Annotated in this window: 29 protein-coding genes; 12 read left to right on the top strand and 17 right to left on the bottom strand. The window is 71.9% G+C overall.

Translation table 11 applies throughout. The annotated features are described in order from the left end of the window. Nucleotides 1-4: 4 nt before the first annotated feature. Nucleotides 5-466 carry a MarR family transcriptional regulator gene (locus AB0C59_RS18260; RefSeq protein ID WP_363005639.1) on the bottom strand — a complete coding sequence of 154 codons (462 nt, stop codon included), beginning with the start codon at nt 464-466 and terminating at the stop codon, nt 5-7. A 219-nt stretch (nt 467-685) separates the two neighbouring features. Between AB0C59_RS18260 and AB0C59_RS18255 the strand changes: the two genes are divergently transcribed. Further along, on the top strand, nt 686-1,120 hold the full coding sequence (locus tag AB0C59_RS18255; protein ID WP_363005637.1) for an ATP-binding protein: 435 nt from the start codon (nt 686-688) through the stop codon (nt 1,118-1,120). A 35-nt stretch (nt 1,121-1,155) separates the two neighbouring features. Here the strand turns inward: AB0C59_RS18255 and AB0C59_RS18250 are convergent, their stop codons facing one another. The 3 genes from AB0C59_RS18250 to AB0C59_RS18240 form a co-directional block, all read right to left on the bottom strand. Continuing rightward, nucleotides 1,156-1,671: an ATP-binding protein gene (locus AB0C59_RS18250; RefSeq protein WP_363005635.1), complete on the bottom strand. Its 516-nt coding sequence runs from the start codon at nt 1,669-1,671 to the stop codon at nt 1,156-1,158. 317 nt (nt 1,672-1,988) lie between these two features. Beyond that, nucleotides 1,989-2,354, bottom strand: a complete 366-nt coding sequence (locus tag AB0C59_RS18245) for a PRC-barrel domain containing protein (protein ID WP_363005633.1) — start codon at nt 2,352-2,354, stop codon at nt 1,989-1,991. 119 nt (nt 2,355-2,473) lie between these two features. Continuing rightward, entirely contained in the window at nt 2,474-2,947 is a 474-nt protein-coding gene (locus tag AB0C59_RS18240) for a hypothetical protein (RefSeq protein WP_363005631.1), read from the bottom strand. A 365-nt stretch (nt 2,948-3,312) separates the two neighbouring features. On the opposite strand from AB0C59_RS18240, the gene AB0C59_RS18235 reads away from it, so the two are divergent. Both AB0C59_RS18235 and AB0C59_RS18230 read left to right on the top strand, forming a co-directional pair. Then, complete coding sequence (locus AB0C59_RS18235; protein WP_363005629.1) at nt 3,313-3,543, top strand: DUF397 domain-containing protein; 231 nt, start codon at nt 3,313-3,315, stop codon at nt 3,541-3,543. A gap of 89 nt (nt 3,544-3,632) precedes the next feature. Continuing rightward, nucleotides 3,633-4,544 carry a helix-turn-helix transcriptional regulator gene (locus tag AB0C59_RS18230; RefSeq protein WP_363005627.1) on the top strand — a complete coding sequence of 304 codons (912 nt, stop codon included), beginning with the start codon at nt 3,633-3,635 and terminating at the stop codon, nt 4,542-4,544. 30 nt (nt 4,545-4,574) lie between these two features. Here the strand turns inward: AB0C59_RS18230 and AB0C59_RS18225 are convergent, their stop codons facing one another. The 6 genes from AB0C59_RS18225 to AB0C59_RS18200 all read right to left on the bottom strand — a co-directional run bounded on the left by AB0C59_RS18225 (nt 4,575) and on the right by AB0C59_RS18200 (nt 9,986). Continuing rightward, complete coding sequence (locus tag AB0C59_RS18225; RefSeq protein WP_363005625.1) at nt 4,575-5,393, bottom strand: SAM-dependent methyltransferase; 819 nt, start codon at nt 5,391-5,393, stop codon at nt 4,575-4,577. Nucleotides 5,394-5,601: 208 nt separating this feature from the next. Beyond that, nucleotides 5,602-6,252 (bottom strand): DUF4360 domain-containing protein, encoded by a 651-nt coding sequence (locus AB0C59_RS18220; RefSeq protein WP_363005623.1) that lies wholly within the window; start codon nt 6,250-6,252, stop codon nt 5,602-5,604. A gap of 303 nt (nt 6,253-6,555) precedes the next feature. After that, nucleotides 6,556-7,230, bottom strand: a complete 675-nt coding sequence (locus tag AB0C59_RS18215) for a hypothetical protein (RefSeq protein ID WP_363005621.1) — start codon at nt 7,228-7,230, stop codon at nt 6,556-6,558. 147 nt (nt 7,231-7,377) lie between these two features. After that, a complete protein-coding gene (locus tag AB0C59_RS18210; protein WP_363005619.1) occupies nt 7,378-9,264 on the bottom strand; it encodes a hypothetical protein in 1,887 nt (628 codons plus the stop codon). Between the two features lie 79 nt (nt 9,265-9,343). Next, nucleotides 9,344-9,562 carry a hypothetical protein gene (locus AB0C59_RS18205; protein ID WP_363005617.1) on the bottom strand — a complete coding sequence of 73 codons (219 nt, stop codon included), beginning with the start codon at nt 9,560-9,562 and terminating at the stop codon, nt 9,344-9,346. 208 nt (nt 9,563-9,770) lie between these two features. Next, nucleotides 9,771-9,986 carry a hypothetical protein gene (locus tag AB0C59_RS18200; protein ID WP_363005615.1) on the bottom strand — a complete coding sequence of 72 codons (216 nt, stop codon included), beginning with the start codon at nt 9,984-9,986 and terminating at the stop codon, nt 9,771-9,773. A 233-nt stretch (nt 9,987-10,219) separates the two neighbouring features. On the opposite strand from AB0C59_RS18200, the gene AB0C59_RS18195 reads away from it, so the two are divergent. Both AB0C59_RS18195 and AB0C59_RS18190 read left to right on the top strand, forming a co-directional pair. Continuing rightward, nucleotides 10,220-10,612 (top strand): transcriptional regulator, encoded by a 393-nt coding sequence (locus AB0C59_RS18195; protein WP_363005613.1) that lies wholly within the window; start codon nt 10,220-10,222, stop codon nt 10,610-10,612. 151 nt (nt 10,613-10,763) lie between these two features. Continuing rightward, nucleotides 10,764-11,024 (top strand): hypothetical protein, encoded by a 261-nt coding sequence (locus tag AB0C59_RS18190; protein ID WP_363005611.1) that lies wholly within the window; start codon nt 10,764-10,766, stop codon nt 11,022-11,024. Between the two features lie 22 nt (nt 11,025-11,046). Here the strand turns inward: AB0C59_RS18190 and AB0C59_RS18185 are convergent, their stop codons facing one another. Next, the gene (locus AB0C59_RS18185) at nt 11,047-11,577 is read right to left on the bottom strand and encodes a hypothetical protein (RefSeq protein ID WP_363005609.1); all 531 of its coding nucleotides are present in this window, start codon (nt 11,575-11,577) and stop codon (nt 11,047-11,049) included. A 243-nt stretch (nt 11,578-11,820) separates the two neighbouring features. Between AB0C59_RS18185 and AB0C59_RS18180 the strand changes: the two genes are divergently transcribed. Both AB0C59_RS18180 and AB0C59_RS18175 read left to right on the top strand, forming a co-directional pair. Continuing rightward, the gene (locus tag AB0C59_RS18180; RefSeq protein WP_363005607.1) at nt 11,821-12,321 is read left to right on the top strand and encodes a hypothetical protein; all 501 of its coding nucleotides are present in this window, start codon (nt 11,821-11,823) and stop codon (nt 12,319-12,321) included. A 211-nt stretch (nt 12,322-12,532) separates the two neighbouring features. Beyond that, a complete protein-coding gene (locus AB0C59_RS18175) occupies nt 12,533-14,179 on the top strand; it encodes a phospholipid carrier-dependent glycosyltransferase (protein ID WP_363005605.1) in 1,647 nt (548 codons plus the stop codon). Nucleotides 14,180-14,208: 29 nt separating this feature from the next. Here the strand turns inward: AB0C59_RS18175 and AB0C59_RS18170 are convergent, their stop codons facing one another. Further along, on the bottom strand, nt 14,209-15,633 hold the full coding sequence (locus AB0C59_RS18170) for a M1 family metallopeptidase (protein ID WP_363005603.1): 1,425 nt from the start codon (nt 15,631-15,633) through the stop codon (nt 14,209-14,211). Nucleotides 15,634-15,843: 210 nt separating this feature from the next. On the opposite strand from AB0C59_RS18170, the gene AB0C59_RS18165 reads away from it, so the two are divergent. After that, nucleotides 15,844-16,809, top strand: coding sequence for an ATP-dependent DNA ligase (locus AB0C59_RS18165; RefSeq protein WP_363005601.1), 966 nt, complete (start codon nt 15,844-15,846; stop codon nt 16,807-16,809). A 45-nt stretch (nt 16,810-16,854) separates the two neighbouring features. Here AB0C59_RS18165 and AB0C59_RS18160 read toward each other — a convergent pair whose 3' ends face one another. The 3 genes from AB0C59_RS18160 to AB0C59_RS18150 form a co-directional block, all read right to left on the bottom strand. Beyond that, nucleotides 16,855-17,226, bottom strand: a complete 372-nt coding sequence (locus tag AB0C59_RS18160; RefSeq protein ID WP_363005599.1) for a DUF6479 family protein — start codon at nt 17,224-17,226, stop codon at nt 16,855-16,857. 151 nt (nt 17,227-17,377) lie between these two features. Next, a complete protein-coding gene (locus AB0C59_RS18155; RefSeq protein WP_363005597.1) occupies nt 17,378-18,688 on the bottom strand; it encodes an MFS transporter in 1,311 nt (436 codons plus the stop codon). 97 nt (nt 18,689-18,785) lie between these two features. Beyond that, nucleotides 18,786-20,297 (bottom strand): FGGY-family carbohydrate kinase, encoded by a 1,512-nt coding sequence (locus AB0C59_RS18150; protein ID WP_363005595.1) that lies wholly within the window; start codon nt 20,295-20,297, stop codon nt 18,786-18,788. A 138-nt stretch (nt 20,298-20,435) separates the two neighbouring features. Here AB0C59_RS18150 and AB0C59_RS18145 point away from each other — a divergent pair, with 138 nt between their 5' ends. Together AB0C59_RS18145 and AB0C59_RS18140 are read left to right on the top strand one after the other, a co-directional pair. After that, complete coding sequence (locus tag AB0C59_RS18145) at nt 20,436-21,107, top strand: AIM24 family protein (RefSeq protein WP_363005593.1); 672 nt, start codon at nt 20,436-20,438, stop codon at nt 21,105-21,107. Between the two features lie 65 nt (nt 21,108-21,172). Continuing rightward, the gene (locus tag AB0C59_RS18140; RefSeq protein ID WP_363005591.1) at nt 21,173-21,799 is read left to right on the top strand and encodes an alpha-ketoglutarate-dependent dioxygenase AlkB; all 627 of its coding nucleotides are present in this window, start codon (nt 21,173-21,175) and stop codon (nt 21,797-21,799) included. 99 nt (nt 21,800-21,898) lie between these two features. Here the strand turns inward: AB0C59_RS18140 and AB0C59_RS18135 are convergent, their stop codons facing one another. Beyond that, nucleotides 21,899-22,495 (bottom strand): TetR family transcriptional regulator, encoded by a 597-nt coding sequence (locus AB0C59_RS18135; RefSeq protein ID WP_363005589.1) that lies wholly within the window; start codon nt 22,493-22,495, stop codon nt 21,899-21,901. Between the two features lie 5 nt (nt 22,496-22,500). After that, a complete protein-coding gene (locus AB0C59_RS18130; protein ID WP_363005587.1) occupies nt 22,501-24,012 on the bottom strand; it encodes an MFS transporter in 1,512 nt (503 codons plus the stop codon). Between the two features lie 425 nt (nt 24,013-24,437). On the opposite strand from AB0C59_RS18130, the gene AB0C59_RS18125 reads away from it, so the two are divergent. Both AB0C59_RS18125 and AB0C59_RS18120 read left to right on the top strand, forming a co-directional pair. Beyond that, nucleotides 24,438-24,854 carry a tyrosinase cofactor gene (locus AB0C59_RS18125; RefSeq protein WP_363005585.1) on the top strand — a complete coding sequence of 139 codons (417 nt, stop codon included), beginning with the start codon at nt 24,438-24,440 and terminating at the stop codon, nt 24,852-24,854. Nucleotides 24,855-24,888: 34 nt separating this feature from the next. After that, entirely contained in the window at nt 24,889-25,713 is an 825-nt protein-coding gene (locus AB0C59_RS18120) for a tyrosinase family protein (RefSeq protein WP_363005583.1), read from the top strand. Nucleotides 25,714-25,727: the final 14 nt, after the last annotated feature.

Raw genomic sequence — 25,727 nt, 5'->3', positions numbered from 1 at the left:
GGCCTCAGTCCTCCTCGCCCGGTCCGCGGACCTCCCGCACCGCGCGCAGCCCCCGGGCCAGCGCCTCCCGCTGCGCCGGTGCCATGGCCACGAGCACCGCCTCGAGGTGCACCGCCCTGCGTTCGGCGACCTCGCCCAGCACCTTGCGCCCCTGCGCGGTGACCTCCAGCTTCAGTTCCCGCCGGTTGAGCGGATGCGGCACGCGCTCCAGCAGGCCCGCCGCCTCCAGCCGGTCGCAGAGTCTGCTCGCGGCGGGCAGCGCGATGCCCAGGGTGTCGGCCAGCGCGGTGAGATTGAGTTCCGAGCGGTGCATCACCGCCGTCAACGCCTTCAGCTGATGTCTCGACAATCGGGGTGTGACGGACTCCGCCGCCGAGATCCACAGGGTCACCAGGCTCTCCACCGCGTCCGCGAGCCCGCGGGCCACCGCCCGTGGAGTGCCGCCCGCCTCATCTGCCTCCGTCACCTCACGGTCAACTCCCACCGCGCTTTCCCACGCCGGCCACGCATTGGCTTCGCAGCGGCTCGGCCGCTCCGTGCGGCGCTGCTACCCAGACCGCCTCCGAGTACACGTGTATCCCACAGGCGTAGGCGCACTCTTTTCGGCAACTGTCATCAGGGGGGCCGGGCGACAGCGTGACGAACGACGACACCGGCCGGTGGTGCCGGCCGGGGGAAGGACGGCATGGCAACCGAACCTCGTTGGGACGACAAGCCCTGGCCGTTCGAGACGGTCGAGTGCCTCTTCGGCGAGTTCGGGGGCGAACCGCGCGACGTGACGGGTGCGCGACTGGCCGCCGAGGAGTTCCTGCGCCGCCTCGCGCGGGCCTCGCCACCGACGAGTCCGGAGCACTGGAACGACGTGCTCCTGGTCGTCGACGAGCTCGCCGCCAACGCCGTGCAGTACGCCCCGGGCGGCTTCACGGTGCGGATGCGGCCGACGTTCGACTCCGTGCATGTGACCGTGCACGACACCAGCACCACTCCGCCCTCACCCCGGCCCTTCCGGCCGGGCCGGGCGGGGGGCATCGGGTGGCATCTGGTGCACACGCTGTGCCACCAGGTGAGTGTGGTCGTGCAGCCGGACGGCAAGGACGTCCATGTATTTCTGCCCTGGTAGGGGCCTGACCGGCGGGCACCGCGCGAGAAGCGGTGTCAGAACGGCGGCGCCAGGGGCACCAGCACACTCACGACCTTCCCGCCAGCGGCACACCGTTCGATGGAGATGTCCCGCGCCAGCTTGATGATCAACGGCCATCCGTATCCCCCGCCCTGGTGTCCGACGGGCAGCGCACCGGAGCCGAAGGCCACCGGCGGGATCTCCCCGCTGCGGTCGTGGACACCGATCCGGACGCCCTCGGGGGTCACGGCCGCCTGGAAGGCCACGAGACCGCCTCCGTGCCGGAAGGCGTTGGAGACCAGCTCCGAGGTGACCAGCAGCAGATCGGTGACCGCTTGGTCGGCCTGATCGGCCGACGCCGGGGGGGCGGTGTCGTCCCCGTCCGTGCGCCCGCGCAGGAGGGCCAGCACGTGCGCGCGGGCCGAGGCCGCGCTCGTGACCGCCTGAGCGGACGCGGGCGGCGTTCCCTCGGCCGTCGGCGCGTGGTGCGCGCAGCCGCCCGCCGTGCGCTCCTGCCCCACCTCGCCCCGGCGCGGGCCGGGCGCGGGCATGCCCGCCGGTATCATCGCGCGCCCGGATCCGGCGTCGGGTCCTGCCCGACGTTCCCGCAGGCCAGAGTGCTCTCCATGGTCTCCCCCGTGTACTCCCCCGTCGTCGCGAGGACCCCGGTGCGGTGCCGGCACGCGGTCCGCCCACCGGAAGCCCGGTGCCCGTCCGCCCTGCGGGCGAGGGACTCTGGGGTGTGGTCCTGTGCTGTCATCATCTCCCGTCTACCCTGCGGCGCGGGAGGCAAGGGTGCCACAAGGGGCGACGCCGGAACCGGCGACGCCCCTGTGGCGGCACGATGTGCCGGGTGCGCGGGGCAGCGTCACTCGGCGTGGCGGGGCGGGAGGCCGCGGTAGTAGTCGTCGACGCCGGCGAGGTAGTCCGGGTCCAGCGTCTCGCTGTCGGTGCGGAACAGGGGCGCGGCCTTCACCTCATCCTTGGAGCAGGCCAGCGTGATCTGCCGCTCCTCGGTGTCGATACCGGTGACGACGCCCGCGGGGATGAGGACGCTCTTGCCGAAGACCCACACCCCGGTGTCCACGATCAGATGCCGCATGCCGGGCCCGTCGGCCTGCCGGTCGACCTGCCCCACTACTCCGTCCGTGGCCTGGACGGTGAAGCCGATCAGGTCCTGCCCCTCGACATGGCCGCTGCCCGCCTCGTACGTCCACGGTCTCTCGATGGTCACGGGTGTCCCTTCCTCGGTGCGTGTGGAGCACCGGATACCCGGGACCCGCGGGTACCAATCGAAAGGACGCCCGTCTTCGCCCGGTCGGTGGCCGGTCGCTCTCAGGAGCCCGGTGCCCGTCAGGCCGCGAGCGCGGTCGCCAGTTCCGCGGCGGCCTCGGCGACTTCGGTGTCCGGCTCCGCGCGCAGCTGCTCCAGCACGTCCGTGTCAGCGCGGACGGCACGCCGTGCCGCACGCTCCCACCCCACGTAGTCGTCGCGGTAGTTGAGCAGCTTGGGGTACACGGAGGCGGTGCTCTCCCACTGCCGGGCCGCGGCGATGCTGCCGAGCAGCCGGAGGATCTGCGCCCGGCACCTCACCTGGGGAAGCTGGGCCAGCTCCCACAGGAAGGGGACGGTGGCGGCGGTCGCCTGCTCGACCACGAAGCCGTACTGGCAGATCCGGGCCCTGAGGTCACCGAGCGCCTCGCGGGCGGTGTCCTCGTCCCCCCAGGCGACGCTGCGCAGCAGGACCGGGATGGCCTTCGCGGATCCGCTGGAATCCTTGATGGTGTCCCACTGCACGTGCCCCAGATCCTTCAACGGTGTGACCATGTCCGCTCCCCGCGAGCCGTGTGGGGCAGGGCCCCGGTCGTCCTTTCCGAAGCGGCGACGCGCGCCGCGTGGACACGATGGGCGGTCGTTCCCACCCGGGGCGCAGCCCTGCCCGGAAGGCAGCCTGGAGCACGCTGCGCGAGTACAGGTGATGGCACGGCATCTCCCTGATACGACGTCAGTCCCCGGCGTCCGCTCTGCTGTGACGCCCCCGCTATTATCCACGCAGTCAACGCCGTTGTGCAATTGCACGGGAAATTGCACGATGGAGAGGAAGACCGCGAGCCGTGGGGCCGCGGCGGCGCGCTCGGCCCGTGGCACGCGCGCCCTCGCCCCATGGCGGATCAACCAGCGAGGAGACTGTGGTGAGTTCAGTGCCGAACGGAGTCAGGGCCAGCGCGTTGGACGTGCGCTGGATCAAGAGCCGGCACAGCAACGCGGAGGGGAACTGCGTCGAGGTGGCGACCCTGGCCGACGGGGCGATAGCGATGCGCAACTCGCGCCACCCGGAGGGTCCCGCGCTCGTGTACACCCCCGCCGAGATGGCCGCCTTCCTGGCCGGCGCCAGGGACGGGGAGTTCGACCACCTCGTGTGAATCGACTCCGGACGGTACGGAGCATGCGGTGCGGCCCGGCGGAGTGCGATAATGCGGACCAGTCGTCCGCCGGCCAACCGGGAGTCAGGATGTCCGCCGAGTCGCACCGCGTCTCCCGCCTCGAACCGTATCTGAGCAGAACCGAACCCGCCCCGACCCTGCTGAAGATGCTGGTCGGTGTGCAGTTGAGCGGCATACGCGAGGACGCGGGCCTCGCCCAGGAGCAGGCGGCGCGCTCGGTCGGATTCAGCGCCGCCAAGCTGTCGCGGATCGAGTCCGGCAAGGGCCGCAAGCCTCCCACGGAGGCCGATGTCCGCGCGCTGCTCGACCTGTACGGCACCGACGCGTACGAGGCCTCGGTCCTGCTGCAGTTGCTGCGGCGCGCGGGTGAGCCCGGCTGGTGGCAGCGCTACGACAAGAGGCTGATGCCCGAGTGGTTCGACCGCCTGGTCGGACTCCAGGAGGCGGCCGCCGCCATCCGTACGTTCGAGATCCAGTACGTCCCCGGCCTGTTGCAGACGCCCGCCTACGCCCGGGCGGTGGTGGAGCGCGGTCTGCCCACGGCGTCGGCGGCCGAGGTGGAACGCCGGGTGGACCTGCGGCTGCGGCGCCGCGAACTGCTCTCGCGCGAGGACGCGCCCCAACTGTGGGCCGTGGTGGACGAGTCCGTCCTGCTGCGGATGCTGGGCGGCCCCGAGGTGATGCGCGAGCAGTTGGAGCATCTGCATGAGATGGCCCAGCAGCCGCACGTGATCCTCCAGGTCGTGCCGCTGGACGTGACGAACGCCTCGACTCCCGCGTTCCCGGTGACGTATCTGCGGTTCGGGGGCCTGGACCTGCCGGACATCGTCTACCTGGAGCACATAAAGAGCGCCAACTTCCTGGAGGACCGCGACGAGACGGAGGAGTACCGGGTGGTGCTCGACCGTCTCGCCGACGAGGCCCTCAACCCCCGTGCCACACTCGCCCTGATCCAGCGGATGCTGGACGAGCGCTTCTGAGCCCTGCGCCTCGGCCCGGGTGGCGCGGGGTCACCCGATGCGTCCGACGCCCCCGAACTCGATCCACTCCTGGGTGAGTTGACGGGGAGACACCTCGGTGTCGGGCCGCCAGGTGGACACCTCCACCAGGCCCGGGTCGAGCACGTCCAGCTCCTCGAACCACCCGGCGACGTCCTTCTGCTGACGCACCCGGCCCCAGTGCCCCTGGGTGGCCTGGTCCATGAAGTCGGTGACGAACGCGCGGACCTTCTCGTCCTCGCTGACGAGCTGGCACATCACCATGAAGCTGCCGGGCACCAGTCGCCGCGCCACCCGGGCGGCCAGAGCCGCCGGGCCGTCCGTCTCGCTGTCCGGAATGCAGTGCATCACCGAGTTGAACAGCACGGCCACCGGCTGCGAGAAGTCGATCAGACGCTGCGTCTCGGGGTGGGAGAAGATCTGCTCCGTCTCCCGCATGTCGGCCTGGATGACCGCGGTGCGCTCGTCCTGCTCCAGCAGGGCACGGCCGTGCACCAGGACCATCGGGTCGTTGTCCACGTACACCACATGGGTGGTGGGGTCGACCTGCTGCGCGACCTGGTGGACGTTGTTCTGCGTGGGCAGGCCGGATCCGTGGTCCAGGAACTGCCGGATGCCGTGGTCCTCCGCGAGGGTGCGCACGACCCGCTGCAGGAACCGCCGGTTGTTCAGGGCGAGGGCCCGCGTGCTGGGCACGACCTTGTCCAGTTCCTCGACGGCCGCGCGGTCGGCCGCGTAGTTGTCCTTGCCTCCGAGGTAGTAGTCGTACATGCGGGCGGCGGTGGGCACCGTAGCGTCGATCGATGTGGACAACTGCCTGCCAGAGTGCATTGCTTCCCCAGATCCGGGCCGTGCCGTCGATACCGGCTCGGCGGGCAACTCATCCTAGGGAACCGGCGTTTGCCGGTGCCAGTCCTCTCACGGAGGATTCGGCTCCGAATTCCGTTGCCCCGCAGTCGAGTTCGCCGGGCGCCGCGCATGCGGCCGCCACCGGCCCTGGTGCGAGGGGACCGGTGGCGGCGCGGGGAGGCGGAGCGGGTCAGGACGCGGGGCACTCCTTCCATGCCAGGTGGTAGACGGTGTTGATGTCACCGTCCGTCGAGTCCATCGTCATGAAGCTGGTGCTGCCGGGCGCGGACGTGCCCGCGTTGACCCGGAGCTCGGTGTTGATGTTGAAGTTGCGCTGGACCCCGCAGGGCGCCCACACGAGCTGCGACCAGTCGGTGGTGTCCGTCGTCTGCCAGTCGTCGTTGTAGGGGCCGCGGAACGGGTGGGTGATCGCCGCCGTGTCCGGGGAGCCCTGGAAGTAGTACGACGCCTTCTCCGTGCTGGTGGCCCCTCTCTGCAGGGAGGCGAAGCCGCGGTAGTCGGCGCTCGCGATGGCGTAGGTGAAGCCCTGCGGCACATGGACGATCAGGTTGACCTGGCAGTTCCTGCGGAACGCGGTCGGGTCGGCGCCGCCGCCGACCTGGGCCACGTAGGTGCTGTAGGTGACCGTGAAGGCGGTGTTGTCCGGCGAGACGGCGACCGCGGCGCTGCCCTGCGGGCAGCCGGATCCGTTCACGGTGGCGACCTTGATGACGATCTTGTCCGGGGGCGGGTCGGTGATCCCGGAGGACGGGTCGCCGGCAGGGAGTACGGCGGCGAGGAGTGCCGCTGTGGCGGCGCTCAGGAGCAGTCCACCGGCCATGGTTCTCCTATCCGTTGCATCGGTGTCCCGGCGGTGTGCACCGCCGATGGCTGGGGGGTGCGACCCGGCGCACCTGCGATGCCGGGTCGTCACGGACCGTGCGAAAGTCATGCGCATGCCAATGGACAGCACGCACAGCCCCTCCTGTGAAGGCGCTGTGACCGCCTTGTGAAGGACGGGAGCGACGGCATCGTATGCACGGGGGCGCACATCCGGAACGTCCATCTCCGGCCATTAACCTCGCGCACGCCGAGCGGCCCGCCGCCCCGCACACCGCGGGACGACGGGCCGTGACGGTCCCGGTCAGTGGACGGGCCAGCCGTCCAGGTGGCGGTGGAGGGTGACGCTCGGCCGCTGAGCTCCCTTGGGAGCCTTGGCGACCGCGTCGGCGAGCACCTTGTCGACCTCGGCGGCCAGGGCGTCCGCCCGGGTCTTGAGGTCGGTGGCCGGAAGCGTCGAGCGCGTCAGCGCGTCCAGCCGCCGGTGGATGTCGTCGAGCTTCTGCCGGCTCGCCTTGTCCAGGGTGAGGGCGTGCGGCGTGGAGACGACGAACTGGTAGGCCCCCGCGAGGGTCTGGCAGCCGTCGCAGTGCTCGTTGCGGGCGTCACCGCGGTTGATGGCGTTCAGGTGCGTGGGGTCACCGGCCATCGTGACGATCTGGAAGGACAGCGCGACCGAACGGCAGTGGTCGTCGACCGAGCAGCCCACCCCCATGGCGGTCGCCTGGTTGCGCACGGCCGCGGCGTTGACCGTGCCGAACTGGCGCACGGTGAAGGAGTCCCGGACCTGCTGGTGGTGGACGAAGTCGGCGCGGCTGGACGTCTGGTCGGTGACGATCGCCGCGTGCTGCGGCAGGGCCGACGCCGCCTGCGCGGGCACGGCGGTGGCGATCCCGGCCGCTCCGGCGGCGAACAGCCCTACACGGACGGCCCGTTGGCTGAACGCGGAGTGCGCGCGGGGTTTGCGATGCTGACTCACATGCGTCTCCTGGTGGAGTGAGATTCGTTGGACGGAACTCCGCGTGCGGGGCGCCCCGGTGCCCTCGCGACGGCGGAACGTGAGGACCGGCCCCGGGCCCAGGACCGGAGCCGGTCCGCTCGACCCACGGGCGACGGCCCGGGGTGGTCAGGGAGTGCTGGGCGGCGTCGGCTCGACGGGAGGCTCACTGGAACTCTCCGTCGCGGACGGGCTCTGGGGCGGGGGCGAGGACTCGGCGGGCGGCTGGGTCTCGGGACCCGTGGGTTGCGAGGAGGAGGGCTGCCCGCTGCCGGCGGTGGCGGACGGCGGCGGCGCGCTGGCGGCGGCGGACGACGCCGGTGCGGTGGGGCCCGTGCTCACCAAGGCCGAGGGACTCGTCGAGGCCGAGGGACCGGCCGACGTCGTCGCCGACGCGCTGTCGGACGGGGTGGTCGTGGGCGAGGCCGACGGGGAGGCGTCGGTCGGGTCGGGGACCGTCGCCTGCCGGGCCGGTGGCGGCGACGGTGTCACACCGGGCTGCAGGATCGGGGCGATGGGAGGCCTCTTGGGCAGCGGCTCGGGCGTCAGTCCCGACACCCAGGCATAGCTGAGGCCGCCGAGGCTCAGCAGCAGCAGCGCGCTGAGCGCCACGCGCAGCCCCGGCCGGCCGGCCGTCGACGTCACACCGCCCCGCCACAGGCGCCCGCCGAGTTTCACCGACAGGTACACCACACCGGCCATCGGGCACAGCAGCATCACGCACCCGACCACGCCCATGAGACCGGCGGCGATCTGGGCGTGCGCGAACGCCTCACCGGTGCCCAGCACCTGCTCGGTCAGGGAGCGGATCATCGTGGTGGTGAGCCGCGGCAGGTTCCACAGCGCGTAGCCGAGTTCGCCCACCAGCAGCGGCACCATCGTCAGCACCCAGGTGGCGACGATGGTCCTGGCCGACTTCTTCAGCCCGGCGACCTCGGCACGGGCGGCGCGGCCCCTGGCGCCGGGGACCAGGCTCAGCAGGATCGGCTTGATCTTGCCGTAGAGGTCGGGGACGCCGGCGAGGTCGCCCAGGATGTAGTAGCCGTCCAGGCGGACGGCGGGCATCAGCTGTTCGAGGATCTCGAAGTGCCCGAGGTAGACGGCGGCCAGGAAGAACGGCTGACCGGTCGCGAAGTAGCAGGCGGCGAGGCCCAGCATGAAGACGACGTTGAAGTAGACGCCGCCGAGGTCGGTGCGCAGCCGGCCGCCTCTGCCGATGCGGTAGACGTCGGTGACGTCCGTGTACATCGAGGGCCAGATGAGGAAGAGCCCGCAGCCGATGCAGCCGGGCCGGGCTCCGCCGTACCGGCAGGCGGAGGCGTGGCCGAACTCGTGGAAGACCAGGGAGGCCACGGTCAGCACGAACACCGCGAGGAGGAGCACCGGCTGGTCGAGCACTTCGAGCACGGGCGTGATCGCGCCGAAGAACACGAACAGCCACACGTCCAGTGCGGCCATGGCGATGAGTACGGCGGCCACGACCAAGGGCCGGTGCAGCCAGGAGAGCGAGCGGGCGATCCGGGTCACGCGGCGCTCGTCGAACAGGACGCGATGGCCCTTGAGCGCGAGGAGCAGGTCCGACCGGGGCGCGCTGACCTGGTCGTCCTCCTGCCCGTCGGGCACGGTCACGCCGAGCGGTTCGAGCTTGTTCTCGACGAGATAGCGGATGTTCTCCGTGCTGACCTCGCGCCCGAAGCGCCCGCTGACCCGGTGGGCGATGGTCTCGATGTCGCGGTAGCCGTCGATCGACGACGCGACGAGGTACAGCAGTCGTGACAGCTGCACGACCTGCCCGTCCCCCCGACGGGCGATGTACCGGGGCTCGTTGAACCCCGATCCCTGGTACTCACCGTGCAGCTTGAGCCCGGCGCTCAGCCGCGGGACGACCGGCCTCTCCAGGCCGATGACGTCGAAGCCACCGGTGGATACCTGGTCGTACGTCACCGGCATCCCCCCGGGACCCGGTACCGGACCTGTGTCGTACAGCGCCGCGGTGTTGTCCCCGAGCAGCGTCATGGGCGTCTTCCTCCCCCACGGTGCGGACCGCGCAGGTCGCCCTGCGCGGTCCGCCGAACTTCCCTCAGTGGCAAGGGGGTTACTGATGGATGTTGATCGACTGCGATGCCTGCGACTGGGCGACCGAGAAGGCGGAGTGGTCGTTGAGCGCGGCCGACTCGTTGTGCGCCTGGACGTTGGCGACGTGCTTGGTGACGTTCACGGACTTGCTGAAGCTGAACTTCAGGCGACCGAGGGCCTCGCGACCCGGCAGCAGCTCGGCGGACTCGGCTTCCAGCTCGTGCGCGTTCATGCTCATGGCGTGTCCTTTTCTCAAGATCTTCGTTGAAAGACGTGATGGGTGCCGGACGGTCAGCGATGACCGCCCGGTGGACGGCGGGTGAAACGCCGTCGGATGTCGGTGTCCAGTGCGGGTACCGCCGCGGCGGGCGGAGATGTGGTGGTGCTTCGCCGCGGCGGTACCACGTGCCGTACGGCGCCGGGGCGTCGGTCCGTACGGCACCGGATCACTGGTGGATGTTGATGGCCTGGGCGGCACCGGAGTCGGCCGCGGAGTACAGCGAGTGGTCGTTGAGCGCGGCCGACTCGTTGTGCGCCTGGACGTTGGCGACGTGCTTGGTGACGTTCACGGACTTGCTGAAGCTGAACTTCAGGCGACCGAGGGCCTCACGGCCCGGCAGCAGCTCCGCGGACTCGGCGTCAAGCTCACGAGGATCCATCATGATCGATTCCCCCTCAGGGTTCGGGAAAGGTGTGTCCGTCGGACGCGGTCAGGTCCCCCCGGATCGCGTCCAACTCCGTCGGACGGGCCGTCCAACGAGATTGGACACTACGGGCCGCGACAGGGGTTACGCAAGCGGTTCAGGGGAACACCTTCCGTAACACACCCAAGTCGCCTTTAGAATGATCCGACACGGAAGAGTTCCGCATGCCGGCGAGCAGGAAGTGACCATCGGTGGCCAACGCACTGCAGCAGATCATCCGCGCGAAGTTGGACAGCGAACGCTGGTCGTACGGTGACGTCGCTCGCCGCGGAAGCATCCCGCGCTCGACGGTCCACCACCTCGCCACGGCCGACCACATGGCCCGTATGCCCCAGCCGGCCACCCTCGAAGGGCTGGCCCTCGGGCTCGGGATCCCGTTGAGCACCATCCGCCAGGCCGCCGCGAAGGCCTGCGGAATCCATCTCTACGCGCCCACGGACGAGCCCGCCCCGGCCGCCGAGCCCTCCGGCGACCCGGAGGTCGACGTGCTCATCGCAAGTGTGCAGCGCCTGTCGGCCGACGATCGACGCCATGTCGCGGCACTGGTGGAGTCCCTGCTCGGCCGCACCCCCGGTACCTCCTGACGGCGGGCGGACGCGCGGGGCGCGCACTACCGCCTCGCGCGCCACATGGACCCAAAGACGCCGCTTTCACCCAAAGGGGCAAGATCCGCGGCTAGTCTCTCCTCCTGCCCGGGCCCAGTAAGGCACACGCCCAGGCCCTCTAGGGGGAACCTTGCTCTTCGTACACGGCGGCCCCACCACCGCCATCGTCAAAAACCCGTCGGGCGAGTACGTGGTCCTGCTCTCCGGTGAACTGCCCGCAGACCTCACCGACGCCTCCATCGGCGAACTGCTCGACCTCGCGGCCGCCGTGCTCTCCGAGGAGGAACTGGCGCTGTTCGAGCAGTGCCTCGCGCTGCTGCGCAAGGGCGAGGGCCCCACGCCGCAGCGCATCGAGATCAACGGCGCCGCGCTCACCGTCTACCGGGAGTGAGGCACGGGCGGGTGGGGACGGTTCAGCCCTGTCCCCGCTCGGCCTGTTCGCGCAGGAACGTGGTGATCTGGAGATCCAGGCTCTCCAGGGCGCCCTCCGAACGGACACCCGAGCCGGGCGCACCGTCCGGCGCGGTCATGTCGCCGGACCACAGATAGCGGTCGGCCCAGTCGTCGTCCGCCTTCAACTGCACCTGGATGTCGACCACGTTCAACGTGGACTCCGAGGCGGCCGCGTACAGCACGGCGGTCGCGCGGCGCAGCGGATAGAGGTCGAAACCCTCGATGAACTGCGAGTTGCGCCAGTCGAGGAACGCGCTCTCGCCCTCAGGCCCGATGCGGATGTCGAGTTGACCGTCCTCGAGGTGAATTCCGATGGGGTCCGCCATACGGTTCTCGACGGTCACCCGGAAGCGGAAATAGGTGAGGCCGTCGGCGGCGTCGTCCCGCCCCCGGGGCGGCTCGGCCTTTTCCAGGCCGTGGACCCGGACACGCAGACCGGCATGCTCGTCCGCGCATTCCTGCCAGTCGCCGATCACATTGGGCTCGCGCACAGTCCACCTCTCCACTTCCGCGCCTTGTTTCCTATCTGCGCACGCAACAAAGTGTCAAATGCCGGGAACCCCCTGTGGCCAGCGGATTTGCCGCACGTGATCACCGATCAAGCCGTGCCCAGCACGGATCGTCCGACGACCGCCGGCGCGACGTCGGCGCACGTGTCGCACATCACGTCCCACCGGCACCCCGGCGGGCCGATCCGGACCCGGGGCGGGGCGACGCCTGGCAGACTTCACGCCATGGCTCAGATCACCCCCGCCCGCGCCCTGCTGCTGCTCGTGGCCGGACTGATCTGTCTGACGACGGCGAGCGGCGCGTTGGTCGGCGCGCTCTTCGGCGGGGCGCCGGTCGCCCTCGGCGCCGCGGTGTGCTCGGGCGCGGCGGGCGCGCTCGGCGCCCTCCTCTTCCGCCGCCGCGCACTGCGGCACTTCGCCGCCGCCCAGCGCCAGGCCGGGATGCGGGGCTACGCCGAAGGGATCGCGCACGGGGTACTCCTCCACGTCGCCGCCTACGAGGCCGCGGTCTTCCCGCGCAGCGGACCCGCGGGGGTCAGTCCCGAGGAGTGCGCCGCGCGGCGCACTCTCGCCTATCGGATGGCCGCGCTGGACGAGGTGCCCCATGTGGTCCGCGAGGCCGCGGCGGACACGCTCGCCCTGCTCGACGCGGCCGACCGCACCGGCGCGCAGGAGGCCTTGGCCCAACTCGCCGCGGCCGTCCGCCAGGAGTACGCCCGCCCCTGAAGGTAATCACAACTCCCTTGGTTTCCTTCGCAGGCGCCCTCGGGCGGCATGTCCCGGGCAGAGGACCGCGAACAGTCCAGCGACCCGCACAGACCTGTTCGACCCGTTGAGCGTTTTCGCGTGACGCCCACGTAGCACAGGGCATGGCAGCATGCATGGGCGCGGGATGCGCGGACGACCTGGGCGGGACGCACACCGGGGGGCACGGGCGATGACGTACGACGGTCCGGGGTGGCGCGCCCGGCTGCGGCGCCACCGGCGGCTCCTGCTGGTGGCGGCGGTGATCGCGCTGCTGGCCCAGATGGCGTTCGCCATGGTCACCACCGCCCGCGAGCAGAGTCCCACGATCGACGAGCCGGTCTACGTGGGCACGGCGGTGGTGTACGTACGGGAGCACAGCCTGCGGTTCAACCCCGAGCATCCGCCGCTGGGCAAGCTGGTCATCGCCGCCGGCACGGTGTTCGCCCATCCTCGTCTCGCCCCCGGCTTCCAGGGCGACCAGGGCCGGTTGGGGCGGCGGCTGCTGTACGAGTCGAGCAACGACCCCTGGCGGGTGATGTTCTGGGCACGGCTGCCGGTGATCGTGCTGACGCTGCTGTTCGGGCTGGTCGTCCTCGGGTTCGCGCGCGATCTCACCGGGCGCGTGGGCGGCCTCACGGCCCTCGCCCTGTACACGTTCTCGCCCGACGTGATCACGAACGGCTCGCTCGCCACCCTCGACCTGCCCGCGGCGGGGTTCGTGGTGACGGCGGCCTGGATGGCGTGGCGGGCGCGGGAGAGGCCGGCCCTGTACCTGCCGCTCGCGGGTGTGGCGACGGGGGCGGCCGTGGCCACCAAGATGAGCACCCTGCCCGCGGTGCCCCTGCTGCTGGCCCTGGCCGGATGGTCGTACTGGCGGGCCGGGGCGGGTCGGGGTCGGGCGGCGCGCCGTGTCGCATACGCCCTCGCGGCGGCCGCGGGTGTCGCGGTGGTCGTGGTGGGTGTGGTGTGGGCGGTGTATCTGGCGGTCGACCCCCGGCTGCGCTGGGCGGCGCCCGCGCGGCTGCCGGCGGTGCACGGGCCGCGCGGGTTCCTCATCGACGCGCTGCCCTTCCCCAAGGCGTACCGGGACGGGATGCGCGTCCAGTTCGGCTTCGAGGACATGACCTGGCGCGGCTATCTGTTCGGGCGGCTCTACAGCGGTTCGCTGTGGTACTACCTGCCGGCCGCGCTGCTGGTGAAGACGCCGCTGGGCATGCTCGCGCTGTGGCTCGGCGGCGCCCTGGCCCTGGCGGCCGTGCCCCGGCTGCGCCCGGCCGTCCCGTACGTGCTCCTGCCCCCGGCCGTGCTGCTGGCGGCGGCGACGCAGGGCTCACGCGACCTCGGGGTGCGCTACGCGCTGTTCGTCCCGGTGTTCCTGGCCGTCGCCGCCGCCTGCGTTCTCGCGCTGCGGCGGCGGTGGGCGTACGCGGCGACGGCCGCGCTGGCCGTGTTCGTCGCGGTCAGCTCGGTGCGGGCGTACCCCTTCTATCTGCCGTACTCCAACGAAGCCTTCGGCGGCCCCTCGAAGACGCGTCTCGTGCTGCACGACTCGAACGTCGACTGGGGGCAGGACCTGGGGCGGCTCGCCGACCGGCTGCGGGAGCGCCACCCAAGCGACCGCGAGGTCTGGCTGGTCTACAAGGGCAGCGGTGTGCCCTCCTGGTACGGCATCCACGGGCGCGACCCGCTCACGGTGCCCCCGTCCCGTGTGCACGGACTGCTCGCCGTGTCCGACACGTCCGTCGCCAAGGCCGGGGGCAGGCTCAAGGCCCTGCTGCGGGGCAGCAGGGCGATCGACGACGTCGGGCACTCCATCACGATCTACCGCAGGCCCTGACCCGGGTCGGTGGGGACGGGCCCCGGGGCTCAGGGCTTGGCCGGCTTGCCCGCGGTGCCGATCCAGGTGTGGAAGAGCCGGTCGAGCTTCTTGCCCGACAGCCGCTCCGAGAGGCGGATGAACTGGTCCGTGGTGCCGTGGCCGTGGCGGTGGTCCTGGGCCCAGGTGCGCAGGACGCGCAGGAAGGTCGCGTCGCCCACGGTGACGCGGAGCCGCTGCAGGGCCATGGCGCCGCGGGCGTAGACGGGGGTGTCGAAGAGCCGGGCCCCGCTGCCGGGGTTCGCGGGCGGGTAGGCCCACAGGTCGTCGCCGGCGGGGCGCGCGTAGAGGGCGTCGAAGGCCTGCTGTGCCGTCCTGCCGCCGTGCTGCTCGCTGTAGAGCCACTCGGCGTAGGTGGCGAAGCCCTCGTTGAGCCAGATGTCCTGCCAGCGGGTCAGGGTGACGGAGTCCCCGAACCACTGGTGGGCGCTCTCGTGGACGAGCGTGGCGAGGTCGGGCGCGCGGTCGTAGAGGGGCCGGGTCTGGGTCTCCAGCGCGTAGCCCACCTGCGGTGCCCTGTCGACGACGGCTCCGGCCGCGCGGAAGGGGTAGGGGCCGAACCGCGCGCTCTCCCAGGCCAGGACGGAGGGCAGCTTGCGCAGCACCGGGGCGGCGGCCGCCGCCTCGCGGGGGTCGACGGCGTTGTAGACCTCGAGTCCGTCGGGGGTGGTGTACCGCTCGACCTTGAATCTGCCGATGGTCGCCGTGACCAGGTACGCCGCCGTCGGTGCGCTCTGGCGCCAGTGGAACGTGGTGTGGCCGCCCCTGGTCCGCCGCGAGACCAGGACGCCACCCGACACGGCGGTGCGGCCCTCGGGGACGGTGATGGTGATGTCGTAGAGCGCCTTGTCCAGAGGGTGGCTGTTGGCCGGGAACCAGGTCATGGCGCCCTGCGGCTCGTTCGCCACGAACGCGCCGTCGTCGGTGGGGATCCAGCCGTCGGTCGACCCGTCCGGGTCGGTGACCGGGCCGGGCTTGCCCTGGTAGTCGACCGTGACCTGGAACCGCCGGCCCGCGTGGAGCGCGTGCCGGGGGGTGACGACGAGTTCCTGGCCCCGGCGGCGGAAGGACGCCTTGGCGTGGTCGACGCTCACGCCGGTGACCTTCAGGCCGCTCAGGTCGAGGTCGAAGCGTCCCAGGCGCCGGGTGGCGAGGGCGCTGAGGACGGCCCGTGCGGTGAGACGGCCGGTGGACGTGTCGTAGCCGAGCCTCAGGTCGTAGTGGCGGACGTCGTAGCCGCCGTTTCCCTGGAGCGGGAAGTACGGGTCACCGGCGCCCGCCGCGCCGACCGTCCCGGCCGAGGCCGGGGTGGTGGCCGCGAGGACGGCGGCGAGGGCCACGGGCACGGCGGCGGCGACGGCCTTCCGGGAGAGGACTGCGGTGCCTGGGGCGGTCTGCCGACGCGCTGGTGTCACGGTGACTCCTGTGGAGGGGAGGGCGATCACTCGCGAGTCAGCATAGGGCGGCGAACCGACGCCGGTGGCACCTTTGTTCGGTCATCTACCTCGGTGGAGTGGCGCATCGCGTGCGGGGAGGTGGTCCGGTCCGGGCGATCGGGGCGCCGTTCAGGGGAAATCGACCGGCCGGGGCGCGTGCGGACGGCTCGTGCCGTCCACAACTGACCCGTGAGACTGCCGCTGATCGCCCCCATGCTCGCCACCCCCGGGGTCCTGCCGCCCGCCGGGCAGGACACGCGGTGGGCGTACGAGACGAAACAGGACGGCCAGCGGGTGGTCGTCTATCTGCCCGGTGACGGCGGTGTGGAACTGCGTGCCCGCTCGGGTGAGGTCGTCACCGGCGCCTATCCGGAGCTGCACGCACTGGGCGGTGCGCTGGGCGGTACGCCCGCCGTGCTGGACGGCGAGGTGGTGGCGCCGGACGAGCGGGGCCGCGGTGACTTCCAGCGGCTCCAGTCCCGCATGGGCCTCGCCCACTCCCCCGCGCTCGCGGCCCGTCGGGCGGAGCGCACCCCCGTGCACCTCGTGCTGTTCGACGTGATGGTGCTGCGGGCCGACCTGACGTCGCTGCCCTACACCGGCCGACGAGCGCGGCTGGAGGCGCTGGCTCTGGACGGGCCGTACTGGTCCACGCCCGAAGCGATCGTCGGGCACGGCGCGCGGGCCCTCGACGCCACCAGGGAGCACGGTCTGGAGGGGCTGGTGTGCAAGCGGCTGGACTCGGTGTACGAGCCGGGTGTGCGCTCCCGGCACTGGATCAAGATCCGCAACGTGCGGGCCGTCGATGTGATCGTGGGCGGCTGGCTGCCCGGCCGGGGGCGGCTCGCCGGGGTGCCCGGGGCACTGCTGGTGGGGCAGCGCGACGCGGGGCGGCTGCGGTACGTCGGCCGGGTGGGCACCGGCTGGACGGCGGCCGAACGGTCCGCGCTCGCCGACCTGCTGCGGGCGCTGGGGACACGGGTGTGCCCCTTCGACCGCGACCCGAGGGTGCCGGGTGCCCGCTGGGTCCTGCCCCGGCTGGTCGGCGAGGTCCGCTACAGCACCCGCACCCGGGCCGGGCTGCTCAGGCAGCCCTCGTGGCTGCGGCTGCGGCCCGATCTGGCGCCGGAGGACTCGGCGGCGGACCTGCCGTGAGCGGGCGGGCAGCGGTGCGGGGCCGCGCGCGGGCCGCCCCCGGGTTCACACGTGGCCGGGGCCACCGCTGCCGAACGAACCGCTGGATCCCGGGTGCCAGCGCTTGCGCTGCTGGTCCTCGCCCCGTCTGGTCGCCGCGTGGTGGAGCTGGTAGGGCATGAGCCGCTCGCTCTCCTGCGCCGCCACCGGCACCTCCTCCGGCTCCCGCATCTCGCGCTCCTCGTGGACCGCTCCCCATTCGGGCAGGTGGGGCTGCTCCTCGGGACGTGGCGGTGCGGGTTCCTTGTCCCGGACGGTCATGCCGAGCTGCACGGCCCAGATGAGGATGCCGGAGACGATCATGCCGCCGATGAAGGCGAGGAACACGTTGAGTTGTTCCTGTGATACAGCCAGTACTGCATAGCTCGCCGTATTCATGCCCCGACCATACCCCCGCCCCCGGGGAACGGCCCCCCGGGGAATTCCCCCGCAAATCAGGGACATCGGCGATCCCGACGTTCACGGAATTCGTTTCGGGGGGACTTTCGTTTCAGGGGGGCTTTCCGGGGGACGAACTCGCGGGCATTTCTCAGATCCGGTATTCGCGCAGAGCCGGGGACGCCAGGGCCAGGACGAGGGTGGCGGCGATGACCAGGAGGCCGCCGCCGGTGACGGCGGCGCGCGCGCCGAACGCCGAGCCCAGGGTGCCGTGCAGGACATCGGCGAGACGCGGTCCGCCCGCGACCACCACGGTGAAGACACCCTGCATCCGGCCGCGCATCTCGTCGGTGGCGGCGGACAGCAGAATCGCGCCGCGGAAGACCATCGAGACCATGTCGGCGACGCCGGCCGCGGCGAGGAACGCCACGGCCACCCAGAGGTTCGTGGTCAGGCCGAGGCCGGCGATGGCCGCGCCCCAGGCGATGACCGACCCGATGACCATCAGGCCGTGGTGGCGGGCGCGGGAGAAGGTGCCCGACGTCAGTCCGCCCAGCACCGCGCCGATCGGGATGGCCGCGAACAGCAGGCCGAGCGCCATGCCTTGGCCGTAGGAGTCGTAGGTGCGGGCGGCGAGCTGCGGGAAGAGGGCGCGGGGCATGCCGAACACCATGGCGATGATGTCGGCGAGGAAGGACAGCAGCAGGACCTTGTGGAGCGAGATGTAGCGGAACCCGTCGGCGACGGCCCGTACGCCGGCCCGCTTCCGCTCCGTCGTCGTCTCGGGCGGCAGCGCGGGCAGCCGTACGACCGCCCACACCGTCGCGGTCAGGGCCACGGCGTCGATCAGATAGAGCTCGGACAGGCCGACGACGGGGATGAGCACTCCGGCGAGCAGGGGACCCGCGACCAGTCCGGTCTGCATCACGGTGGAGCCGAGCGCGTTCGCCGCCGGGAGTTCCTCGGCCGGGACCAGCCGGGCGATGGAGGCGCTGCGAGCCGGCGCGTTCAGTCCGAAGAAGGCCTGCTGGAGGGCGAGCAGGACCATCAGGACGGCGACGGAGTCGAGACCGGTGAAGGCCTGGACCCAGAACAGCACGGACGTGACCGCCAGGCCGGTGTTGGTGAGCAGCAGCAGCTTGCGGCGGTCCATGCTGTCGGCGATCGCCCCGCCCCACAGGGCGAACACCGTCAGCGGCAGCAGTCCGGCGAGGCTCGCGTAACCCACCCACGCGGAGGAGCCGGTGATGTCGTAGATCTGCTTGGGCACGGCCACCGCCGTGAGTTGGCTGCCCACCGAGGTGACGATCGTCGACGACCACAGCCGGCGGTACGCGGGGCGCCGCAGGGGACGGGTGTCCATGGCCCAGCGGCGCCAGCCTGTGCCTCTCGCGACGGTGCGGTCCGGCGCGTCGCCGTCGGGGGTCGTTCCGTCGCCGGTCGTACTCTTGCTCGTGTCCACGGACATCCTTGATTGCCTCGTACACCTTTCGATTCCGGGACCACTATCACGGACGCGTCCGTGATTCCGATACCCGGGGTGCGGGCGTGGACGGGGATCAGGGGCCGGTCCCCCTCGGTGTGCGGGCGCCGGCGCGCCGGTGGCGGGCGAGGGCGTGGCCGATGTCGCGGGTGGCCGGGTACAGCCGCAGATAGAGGTCGTGGAGATCGTCGTAGACGGGCCGGAGTCCCGCGTCGGGCCGTACGCGCTCGCGCACCGGGTTCCAGCTGTCGATGTCCGCGTCGCCCGTCGCCCGTGCGGCCAGGTACGCGGCGCCGTAGCTCGCGCCCAGCGTGACGGCCCTGACCTCCTGTTCCAGTCCGGTGGTGTCGGAGACGACGCGGGTCCACAGTCCGCCCCGGGTGCCTCCGCCGACGGCGACGGTCCTGCGGATGTCGGCGCCCGCCGCCCGCATCGCCTCGACGTTGTGCCGTACACCGTGGGCCGTGGCCTCCAGCGCGGCGCGGTAGAGGTCTCCCCGGGTGTGCTCCACGGTCAGCCCGGCGATCACCCCGCGGGCGTCCGGGTCGGCGACGGGGGTCCGCTCCCCCGCGAAGTAGGGCAGCATCAGCAGGCCGCCCGCGCCGGGACCGGACGCCGCGGCCTCGGCGAGGAGGGTGTCGTGGTCGGGGGCGTCGTGACGGCCCCCGCCGAACAGGTCCCGCAGCCAGTCGGTGATCACCCCGGAGGTGGCCATGCCGCCGGCCAGGCTGCGGGTGGCGGGCAACGCGCCCACGGTGCTCCACAGTCGGGGGACCAGCAGCCGTTCGGCGACGGTGTGGATCAGGAACATGGTGCTGCCGTACATCAGCATCAGATCGCCGGGACGCTGGGCGCCCACGCTCAGCGCCTCCGACCACGCGTCGACGGTGCCGGTGATCACCGGGGTGCCGGCACGCAGCCCGGTGGCGGTCGCCGCCTCTGCCGTGACCCGCCCGGCGATGTCGCCGGGCCAGCGCAGCGGCGGCAGTTCGAGGTCCGGCGCGACACGGCGCGCCCACGGCCGGTACCACTGGTGCGCGAGCGAGTCGTACAACGGCACCGACTGGCTCGCCGAGTGGTGGTCGAGGACGTAGGCGCCGGTGAGTTCGCGCACCAGGTAGGAGCTCGGCATGTAGAGCCGTCGGGCGCGCGCGACGACCTCGGGGCAGTGCTCGGCCAGCCAGAGGATCTTGGGGCCCACCGCCTGGGTGGACAGCAGTGAGCCGCAGCGCGCCAGGATCGCCTCACGGCCGAGTTCGGCGTCGAGCCGGTCGATCTGGGCGGTGGCGCGGGTGTCGACGCCGTAGAGGATCGCCGGATGCAGGGGCGTGTCCCTCTCGTCGGCGAGGGCGACGCACGGCCCCATGCCGCTGACGCCGACCGCGTCGACCACGGCCCCGCGGGCGGTCAGTTCACGGGTGAGGGAGACGAACTCGTCCCACCACACCCGCGCGTCCATCTCGACGTGTCCGGGCCGTGGACGGTCCACCGTGTGCGGGCGCGCCGCGGTGGCCAGGACCGTTCCGTCCGCGGCGACCAGCACACCCTTGCTGCTGGACGTACCGATGTCGACACCGAGCACCGTCATGCGTTCCCGTCCTTGGCCTCTGTGGTTCGGCCGCTGTGGTTCGGCCTCCGTGGTTCCCCGACGTCACGTTTCCCGGTCACCTTCCCGACGATTCCCGCGATCTTGGCGGAGGGGGACGTTCCGCGACAGGATGCGCGCATGACGGGTGATCTCTTTACCAGCGAGCACGTGGTGCGGCCGGCGACCGGCCCCGGAATGTCGGTGCAGAACGCCAAGTCCATCCGGTACGTCGTCGACGGCGAGATGCTCGCCCGCCAGGGGACGATGGTCGCCTTCCGAGGCGACCTGCGCTTCGAGCGCAGGGGCCAGGGCGTGGGCGGGATGCTCAAGCGGGCCGTCACCGGTGAGGGGCTGCCGCTGATGACCGTGAGCGGACGGGGCGAGGCGTGGTTCGCGCACGAGGCGCGGAACTGCTTCGTCGTCGGTGTCGAGCCGGGCGACGAGTTCACCGTGAACGGACGGTACGTGCTGTGCTTCGACGCGACTCTCTCGTACCGGATCCAGACCGTGAAGGGCGCCGGGATCTCGGGCGGCGGCCTGTTCAACAGCGTGTTCACCGGGCACGGCGCACTCGGACTGGCCTGCGACGGCAGTCCGCTGGTGATACCCGTCTCGCCCGGGCAGCCGGTGTTCGTGGACACGGACGCGGTGGTGGGCTGGACCGCCCGCCTCCAGACCTCGCTGCACCGCTCGCAGTCCCTCGGGTCGATGCTGCGCGGCGGGTCGGGCGAGGCCGTGCAGCTCCGGCTGGACGGGGAGGGGTTCGTGGTCGTCCGGCCCAGCGAGTCGAGCCCGCAGCGGGAGCACTGACACGGCGGCTCCTCCACACGGACAGTATGGGAACATATTTTCGAATCCAGGGGTACGCTGGTTCCATGGCCACGCACCTCCAGGGCTCCTTGTTCGACCAGGCCGACGACATCCGGCTCGCCCCGCTCGGCGGTGCCCGGCGCACGGCACTGGGCGCCGGGGCCTGGATCGATCTGCTGCCCGGCTGGCTGAGCGGATCGGACGTGCTGTTCGAGCATCTGTCGACCCAGGTACCGTGGCGCGCGGAGCGGCGGCGGATGTACGAGCGCACGGTGGACGTGCCGCGGCTGCTGGCGTACTACCGCGAGGGTGAACCGCTGCCGGACCCGGTCCTGGGGCAGGCACGTCTGGCCCTGTCCGCCCACTACGCGGCGGAGCTGGGAGAGCCCTTCGTCACGGCCGGGCTGTGCTACTACCGCGACGGCCGGGACAGCGTGGCCTGGCACGGCGACCGGATCGGCCGCGGCGCGCGCGAGGACACGATGGTCGCCATCCTCTCCCTGGGCGCGCCGCGCGAATTGGCGCTGAGGCCGCGCGGCGGCACGGAGGCGGTCAGGCACGCGCTCGGACACGGCGACCTGATCGTGATGGGCGGCTCGTGCCAGCGCACCTGGGAGCACGCGATCCCCAAGAGCGCCCGGGCCGCCGGGCCCCGGATCAGTGTGCAGTTCCGGCCGCGCGGGGTGGCCTGAGAGAGGTCGGGGCCTCGGCGCGCCCGGCGGCCACTCGGACGGGCCGGCCGCCGGGCCGCGCAGGGCCTCAGGAGCCCAGGGGCTCAAAGGCTCAGGGACTCAGGGTGTCAGCTGTGCCTGGATCGCCGGGGCGCAGCGGTCCACGATGTCGTCGACGCCGGCCGCGCGCAGCCGGGTGCCCCGCGCGATGCCGAACATCACGCCCAGCCCCAGCAGCGCGCCCACGGCGAGTTCCGCGCGCAGCCCCGCGTCGGGACCCTCCAGGCGCGCGCCGAGGCGTTCGGTGACCTGGGTACGGAAGTTGGCCCGCAGGATGTCGCCCTGCTCGCCGTGCAGGGGCGCGAACACGATGCGCAGGACCGGGTCGGCTCCGTGTTCGGTCTGACTGACCAGCACATGGCGGACCATGTGGCGGCCGAGTTCGGAGAGCGGCGCGTCCAGCAGCGCGGCGGCGTCCGCGTCGAAGGACATGACCTGCGAGAACAGCGTGTCCTTGTTCCCGAAGTACTTGAGGATCAGCGGCGGGCTGACTCCGGCCCGCTCGGCGACCGCCTTGAGCGTGATGTCCGCGTGGGCCTGGCGGGCCAGGAGGTGGCGGGCGGCCCGCAGGATCGCGGCCCTGGTCGCCCCGGCGTCGCGGCGCGGCGGCCCTTCGGCGAGGGCGCCCTCGGGCGCCTGGGCACGCGGTCCGGTCACCGCGCTCACGCTCCTTCCATCGCTTCGTCGGGTGCGGGCGCCGCCCGCCGCCCGCTCCGTCCAGCACGGCCGGTGCGCCCGGTGGCGTGGTCGCGCGGGATGGCGAGGGCGGCGGCGCCGGCCACCAGGGCGACCGTACCCGCCATCGCGAACGCCAGCAGGTAGCCGTGCAGGGTGGGCACGGGGGCACCCGCGACGAGGCTGGTGTGGTGGACCAGGATCGCGGTGACGGCGGCGCTGCACGTGGCCTGCCCGATGGTGCGCATGAGGACGTTGACACCGTTGGCCGAGGCGGTCTGGCCGGGCGGGACGGCGCGCAGGATCAGGGTGGGCAGCGCCGAGTACGCCAGCGTCGTACCGGTCGCCACGACGGTCGCGCCGACGATGATCATCCACAGCTGCCGGCTGTCGGCGATGCGGACCGCGTAGCCGAGCGCGAGGACGGCCGCCCCCAGGGCGAGGGTGACGCGCGCGCCGCGCGCCGCCGAGATGCGTGCCGAGAGCGGGGAGAACAGCAGCATCGTCACCCCGCCGGGGAGCAGGCACAGTCCGCTTCCCACGATGGACAGGCCCAGTCCGTAGCCGGTGGCCTTCGGGGCCTGCACGAGCTGGGCGGTCACCAGGGAGTTGGCGTAGAAACCGAAGCCGACCAGGAGGGCGGTGAGGTGCGGCAGGGCGACCCGGGGGCGGATCGCGAGCCGGAGGTCCACCAGGGGCTGTTCGGCGCGCAGTTGCTGGCGGCACCACAGCGCCAGGATCAGCGCGCCGGCCGCGAACAGTCCCGCGATCCCGGGACTCGTCCAGCCCCACTGGCCGCCTTCGGAGACCGCGAGGAGCAGGCCGGTGAGCCCCGCGGCCAGCCCGAGCGCGCCCAGGACGTCGAAGCGGCCGGGTGCGCGGACGGGTGACTCGGGCACGGCCCACCAGGTCAGGGCGACACCGGTGGCGCCCAGCGCGCTGGTCACCCAGAACATGGCGTGCCAGTCGACGTACTGGATGACGAGCGCGGCGAGCGGAAGGCCGAGGGCGGCGCCGATGCCCACGGTGGAGCTCATGAACGCGACGGCGGATCCGGTGCGCTCGGGCGGCAGTTCGTCGCGCAGGATGCTGATCGAGAGCGGGACGACCGCCGCCGCGGCGCCCTGCAGCGCGCGGGCGGCGATGAGGACGCGGATGTCGGAGGACAGCGCGCACAGCACCGAGCCCACCGTCATCAGCCCGAGGGCGAGGACCAGGACCCTGCGCTTGCCGTACATGTCTCCCGCCCGTCCCAGCACCGGTGTGAGGACCGCGCCGGCGAGCAGGGTGGCGGTGACCGTCCAGGAGACGGTGCCGGCGGAGGAGTCGGTGAGCCGGGGGAGGTCGGGCAGCAAGGGGACGACGACCGTCTGCATGACCGCCATGAGGATCCCGCCGAAGGCCAGTACCGGCACCGCGAACCGGGCAGGCCCGGTCGCCCGTTCCCCCTGGTCGGTGCGGGCGTCGGGCCCGTCGGGCGGGGCGGGTATCGGGGGCATGGGCGCTCCGGCGGTCAGCGGGGGGATGCTGGTGAATGGTCATTCACCTGTGTTCACTTTAGCGAGTGAATTCCCATTCACCTAGATGACGGCTCGCGCCGGGTGTGCGCGCGGCGGCCCGTCCGGCCTACCACCGCCCCGGACGCGCGGGCTCCACTTCGCGTCATGTGCGCGATGTGACCCGCGCCACTCCCGACGGGCGGGCCCCGGACGATCACCTTCCACAACCCGGCGGCGGAACGGAATTTCCCTACCCAGCACCTGTCAGGTACCGGACACAACAAGATCATCTTTGTTCAACTCTGCATAACATGCGGGCAATTGTCCGAATCGGGGTTGCCCCGTCGTCCTCGATTCGTCGGACCGGTGCGGCGGCGGATAGGCAGGGAAGGTCATCAACTTCCGCCCTTCAAGGAGGACTTCGTATGTCCGAACTCTCCCGCCGGCGTGCCCTCGTGGCCGGGGCAGCCGTCACCGCGACCGCGGGCCTCGCGGCGCTCACCGAGACCACCCGGGCCGCCGCCGAACCCGCCGAGGTGGCCGCCTCCCCCGCCTCTCGCGCTTCCGCCCCCGCCGCCCCGGGGCACGACCACGACGGCCCCAAGGCCTTCGACGAGGTCTATCTGGGCCGCCGGATACAGGGCGGGCCGGGTGCCGGGGGGCACCATCACGGCTCCGGGTACGGCGTGTTCATCGACGGGGTGGAACTGCACGTGATGCGGAACGCGGACGACACCTGGATCAGCGTCGTCAGCCACTACGACCCCGTGGGAAGCCCCCGAGACGCCGCACGCGCGGCCGTGGTGGAACTGGCGGGCGCACCGCTCGTCCCCTTCAACTGACCGACCGCACCCCGACGTTCCGGAGCACCCGCACATGACCGTACGCAAGAACCAGGCAGACCTCACGGCCGACGAGAAGCGGCGGCTGGTCGCCGCCCTTCTCGAGCTCAAGCGCAACGGCCGCTACGACGCCTTCATCACGACGCACAACGCCTTCATCATGGGCGACACCGACACGGGCGAGCGGACCGGTCACCGGTCCCCCTCCTTCCTGCCCTGGCACCGCAAGTTCCTCATCGAGTTCGAGCGGGCGCTCCAGGCCGTCGACTCCTCGGTGGCGCTGCCCTACTGGGACTGGACCAGCGACCGTTCGCCGCGCTCCTCGCTGTGGGCGCCGGACTTCCTCGGCGGTACGGGGCGCACCCTGGACGGACGGGTGATGGACGGACCGTTCGCCGCGGCCGGCGGCAAGTGGAACGTCTCCGTGCGCGTGGACACCCGTACGTTCCTGCGCCGCTCCCTCGGCACCGGCGTACGCGAGCTTCCCACCCGGGCGGAGGTCGACTCGGTGCTCGCCATGTCCACGTACGACATGGCGCCCTGGAACAGCGGCTCGGACGGCTTCCGCAACCATCTGGAGGGGTGGCGGGGCGTCAACCTGCACAATCGCGTCCATGTGTGGGTGGGCGGCCAGATGGGGACCGGGGTCTCCCCCAACGACCCGGTCTTCTGGCTGCACCATGCCTTCATCGACAAGCTGTGGGCCCAGTGGCAGCGGCTCCACCCCGACTCCGGCTATCTGCCGACGGGCGGGACACCCGATGTCGTCGATCTGCGCGAGACCATGAAGCCGTGGAACGACGTACGCCCGGCCGATCTGCTGGACCACAGGCCGTTCTACAGCTTCGACACGGACTGAGGGGGACGGACCCG

It is taken from the genome of Streptomyces sp. NPDC048664 (assembly GCF_040650555.1).
Classification (GTDB): domain Bacteria; phylum Actinomycetota; class Actinomycetes; order Streptomycetales; family Streptomycetaceae; genus Streptomyces.
This window is presented reverse-complemented; position numbering and strand designations above follow the sequence as displayed.

What these genes read in the sequence shown, in the direction of transcription:
- AB0C59_RS18250 (WP_363005635.1), bottom strand. Translation starts at nt 1,671, where the DNA reads ATGCCCGCGCCCGGCCCGCGCCGGGGCGAGGTGGGGCAGGAGCGCACG.
- AB0C59_RS18120 (WP_363005583.1), top strand. Translation starts at nt 24,889, where the DNA reads ATGACCGTACGCAAGAACCAGGCAGACCTCACGGCCGACGAGAAGCGG.
- AB0C59_RS18150 (WP_363005595.1), bottom strand. Translation starts at nt 20,297, where the DNA reads ATGACGGTGCTCGGTGTCGACATCGGTACGTCCAGCAGCAAGGGTGTG.
- AB0C59_RS18230 (WP_363005627.1), top strand. Translation starts at nt 3,633, where the DNA reads ATGTCCGCCGAGTCGCACCGCGTCTCCCGCCTCGAACCGTATCTGAGC.
- AB0C59_RS18160 (WP_363005599.1), bottom strand. Translation starts at nt 17,226, where the DNA reads ATGAATACGGCGAGCTATGCAGTACTGGCTGTATCACAGGAACAACTC.
- AB0C59_RS18130 (WP_363005587.1), bottom strand. Translation starts at nt 24,012, where the DNA reads ATGCCCCCGATACCCGCCCCGCCCGACGGGCCCGACGCCCGCACCGAC.
- AB0C59_RS18220 (WP_363005623.1), bottom strand. Translation starts at nt 6,252, where the DNA reads ATGGCCGGTGGACTGCTCCTGAGCGCCGCCACAGCGGCACTCCTCGCC.
- AB0C59_RS18225 (WP_363005625.1), bottom strand. Translation starts at nt 5,393, where the DNA reads ATGCACTCTGGCAGGCAGTTGTCCACATCGATCGACGCTACGGTGCCC.
- AB0C59_RS18205 (WP_363005617.1), bottom strand. Translation starts at nt 9,562, where the DNA reads ATGAGCATGAACGCGCACGAGCTGGAAGCCGAGTCCGCCGAGCTGCTG.
- AB0C59_RS18255 (WP_363005637.1), top strand. Translation starts at nt 686, where the DNA reads ATGGCAACCGAACCTCGTTGGGACGACAAGCCCTGGCCGTTCGAGACG.
- AB0C59_RS18125 (WP_363005585.1), top strand. Translation starts at nt 24,438, where the DNA reads ATGTCCGAACTCTCCCGCCGGCGTGCCCTCGTGGCCGGGGCAGCCGTC.
- AB0C59_RS18210 (WP_363005619.1), bottom strand. Translation starts at nt 9,264, where the DNA reads ATGACGCTGCTCGGGGACAACACCGCGGCGCTGTACGACACAGGTCCG.
- AB0C59_RS18240 (WP_363005631.1), bottom strand. Translation starts at nt 2,947, where the DNA reads ATGGTCACACCGTTGAAGGATCTGGGGCACGTGCAGTGGGACACCATC.
- AB0C59_RS18200 (WP_363005615.1), bottom strand. Translation starts at nt 9,986, where the DNA reads ATGATGGATCCTCGTGAGCTTGACGCCGAGTCCGCGGAGCTGCTGCCG.
- AB0C59_RS18180 (WP_363005607.1), top strand. Translation starts at nt 11,821, where the DNA reads ATGGCTCAGATCACCCCCGCCCGCGCCCTGCTGCTGCTCGTGGCCGGA.
- AB0C59_RS18175 (WP_363005605.1), top strand. Translation starts at nt 12,533, where the DNA reads ATGACGTACGACGGTCCGGGGTGGCGCGCCCGGCTGCGGCGCCACCGG.
- AB0C59_RS18140 (WP_363005591.1), top strand. Translation starts at nt 21,173, where the DNA reads ATGGCCACGCACCTCCAGGGCTCCTTGTTCGACCAGGCCGACGACATC.
- AB0C59_RS18145 (WP_363005593.1), top strand. Translation starts at nt 20,436, where the DNA reads ATGACGGGTGATCTCTTTACCAGCGAGCACGTGGTGCGGCCGGCGACC.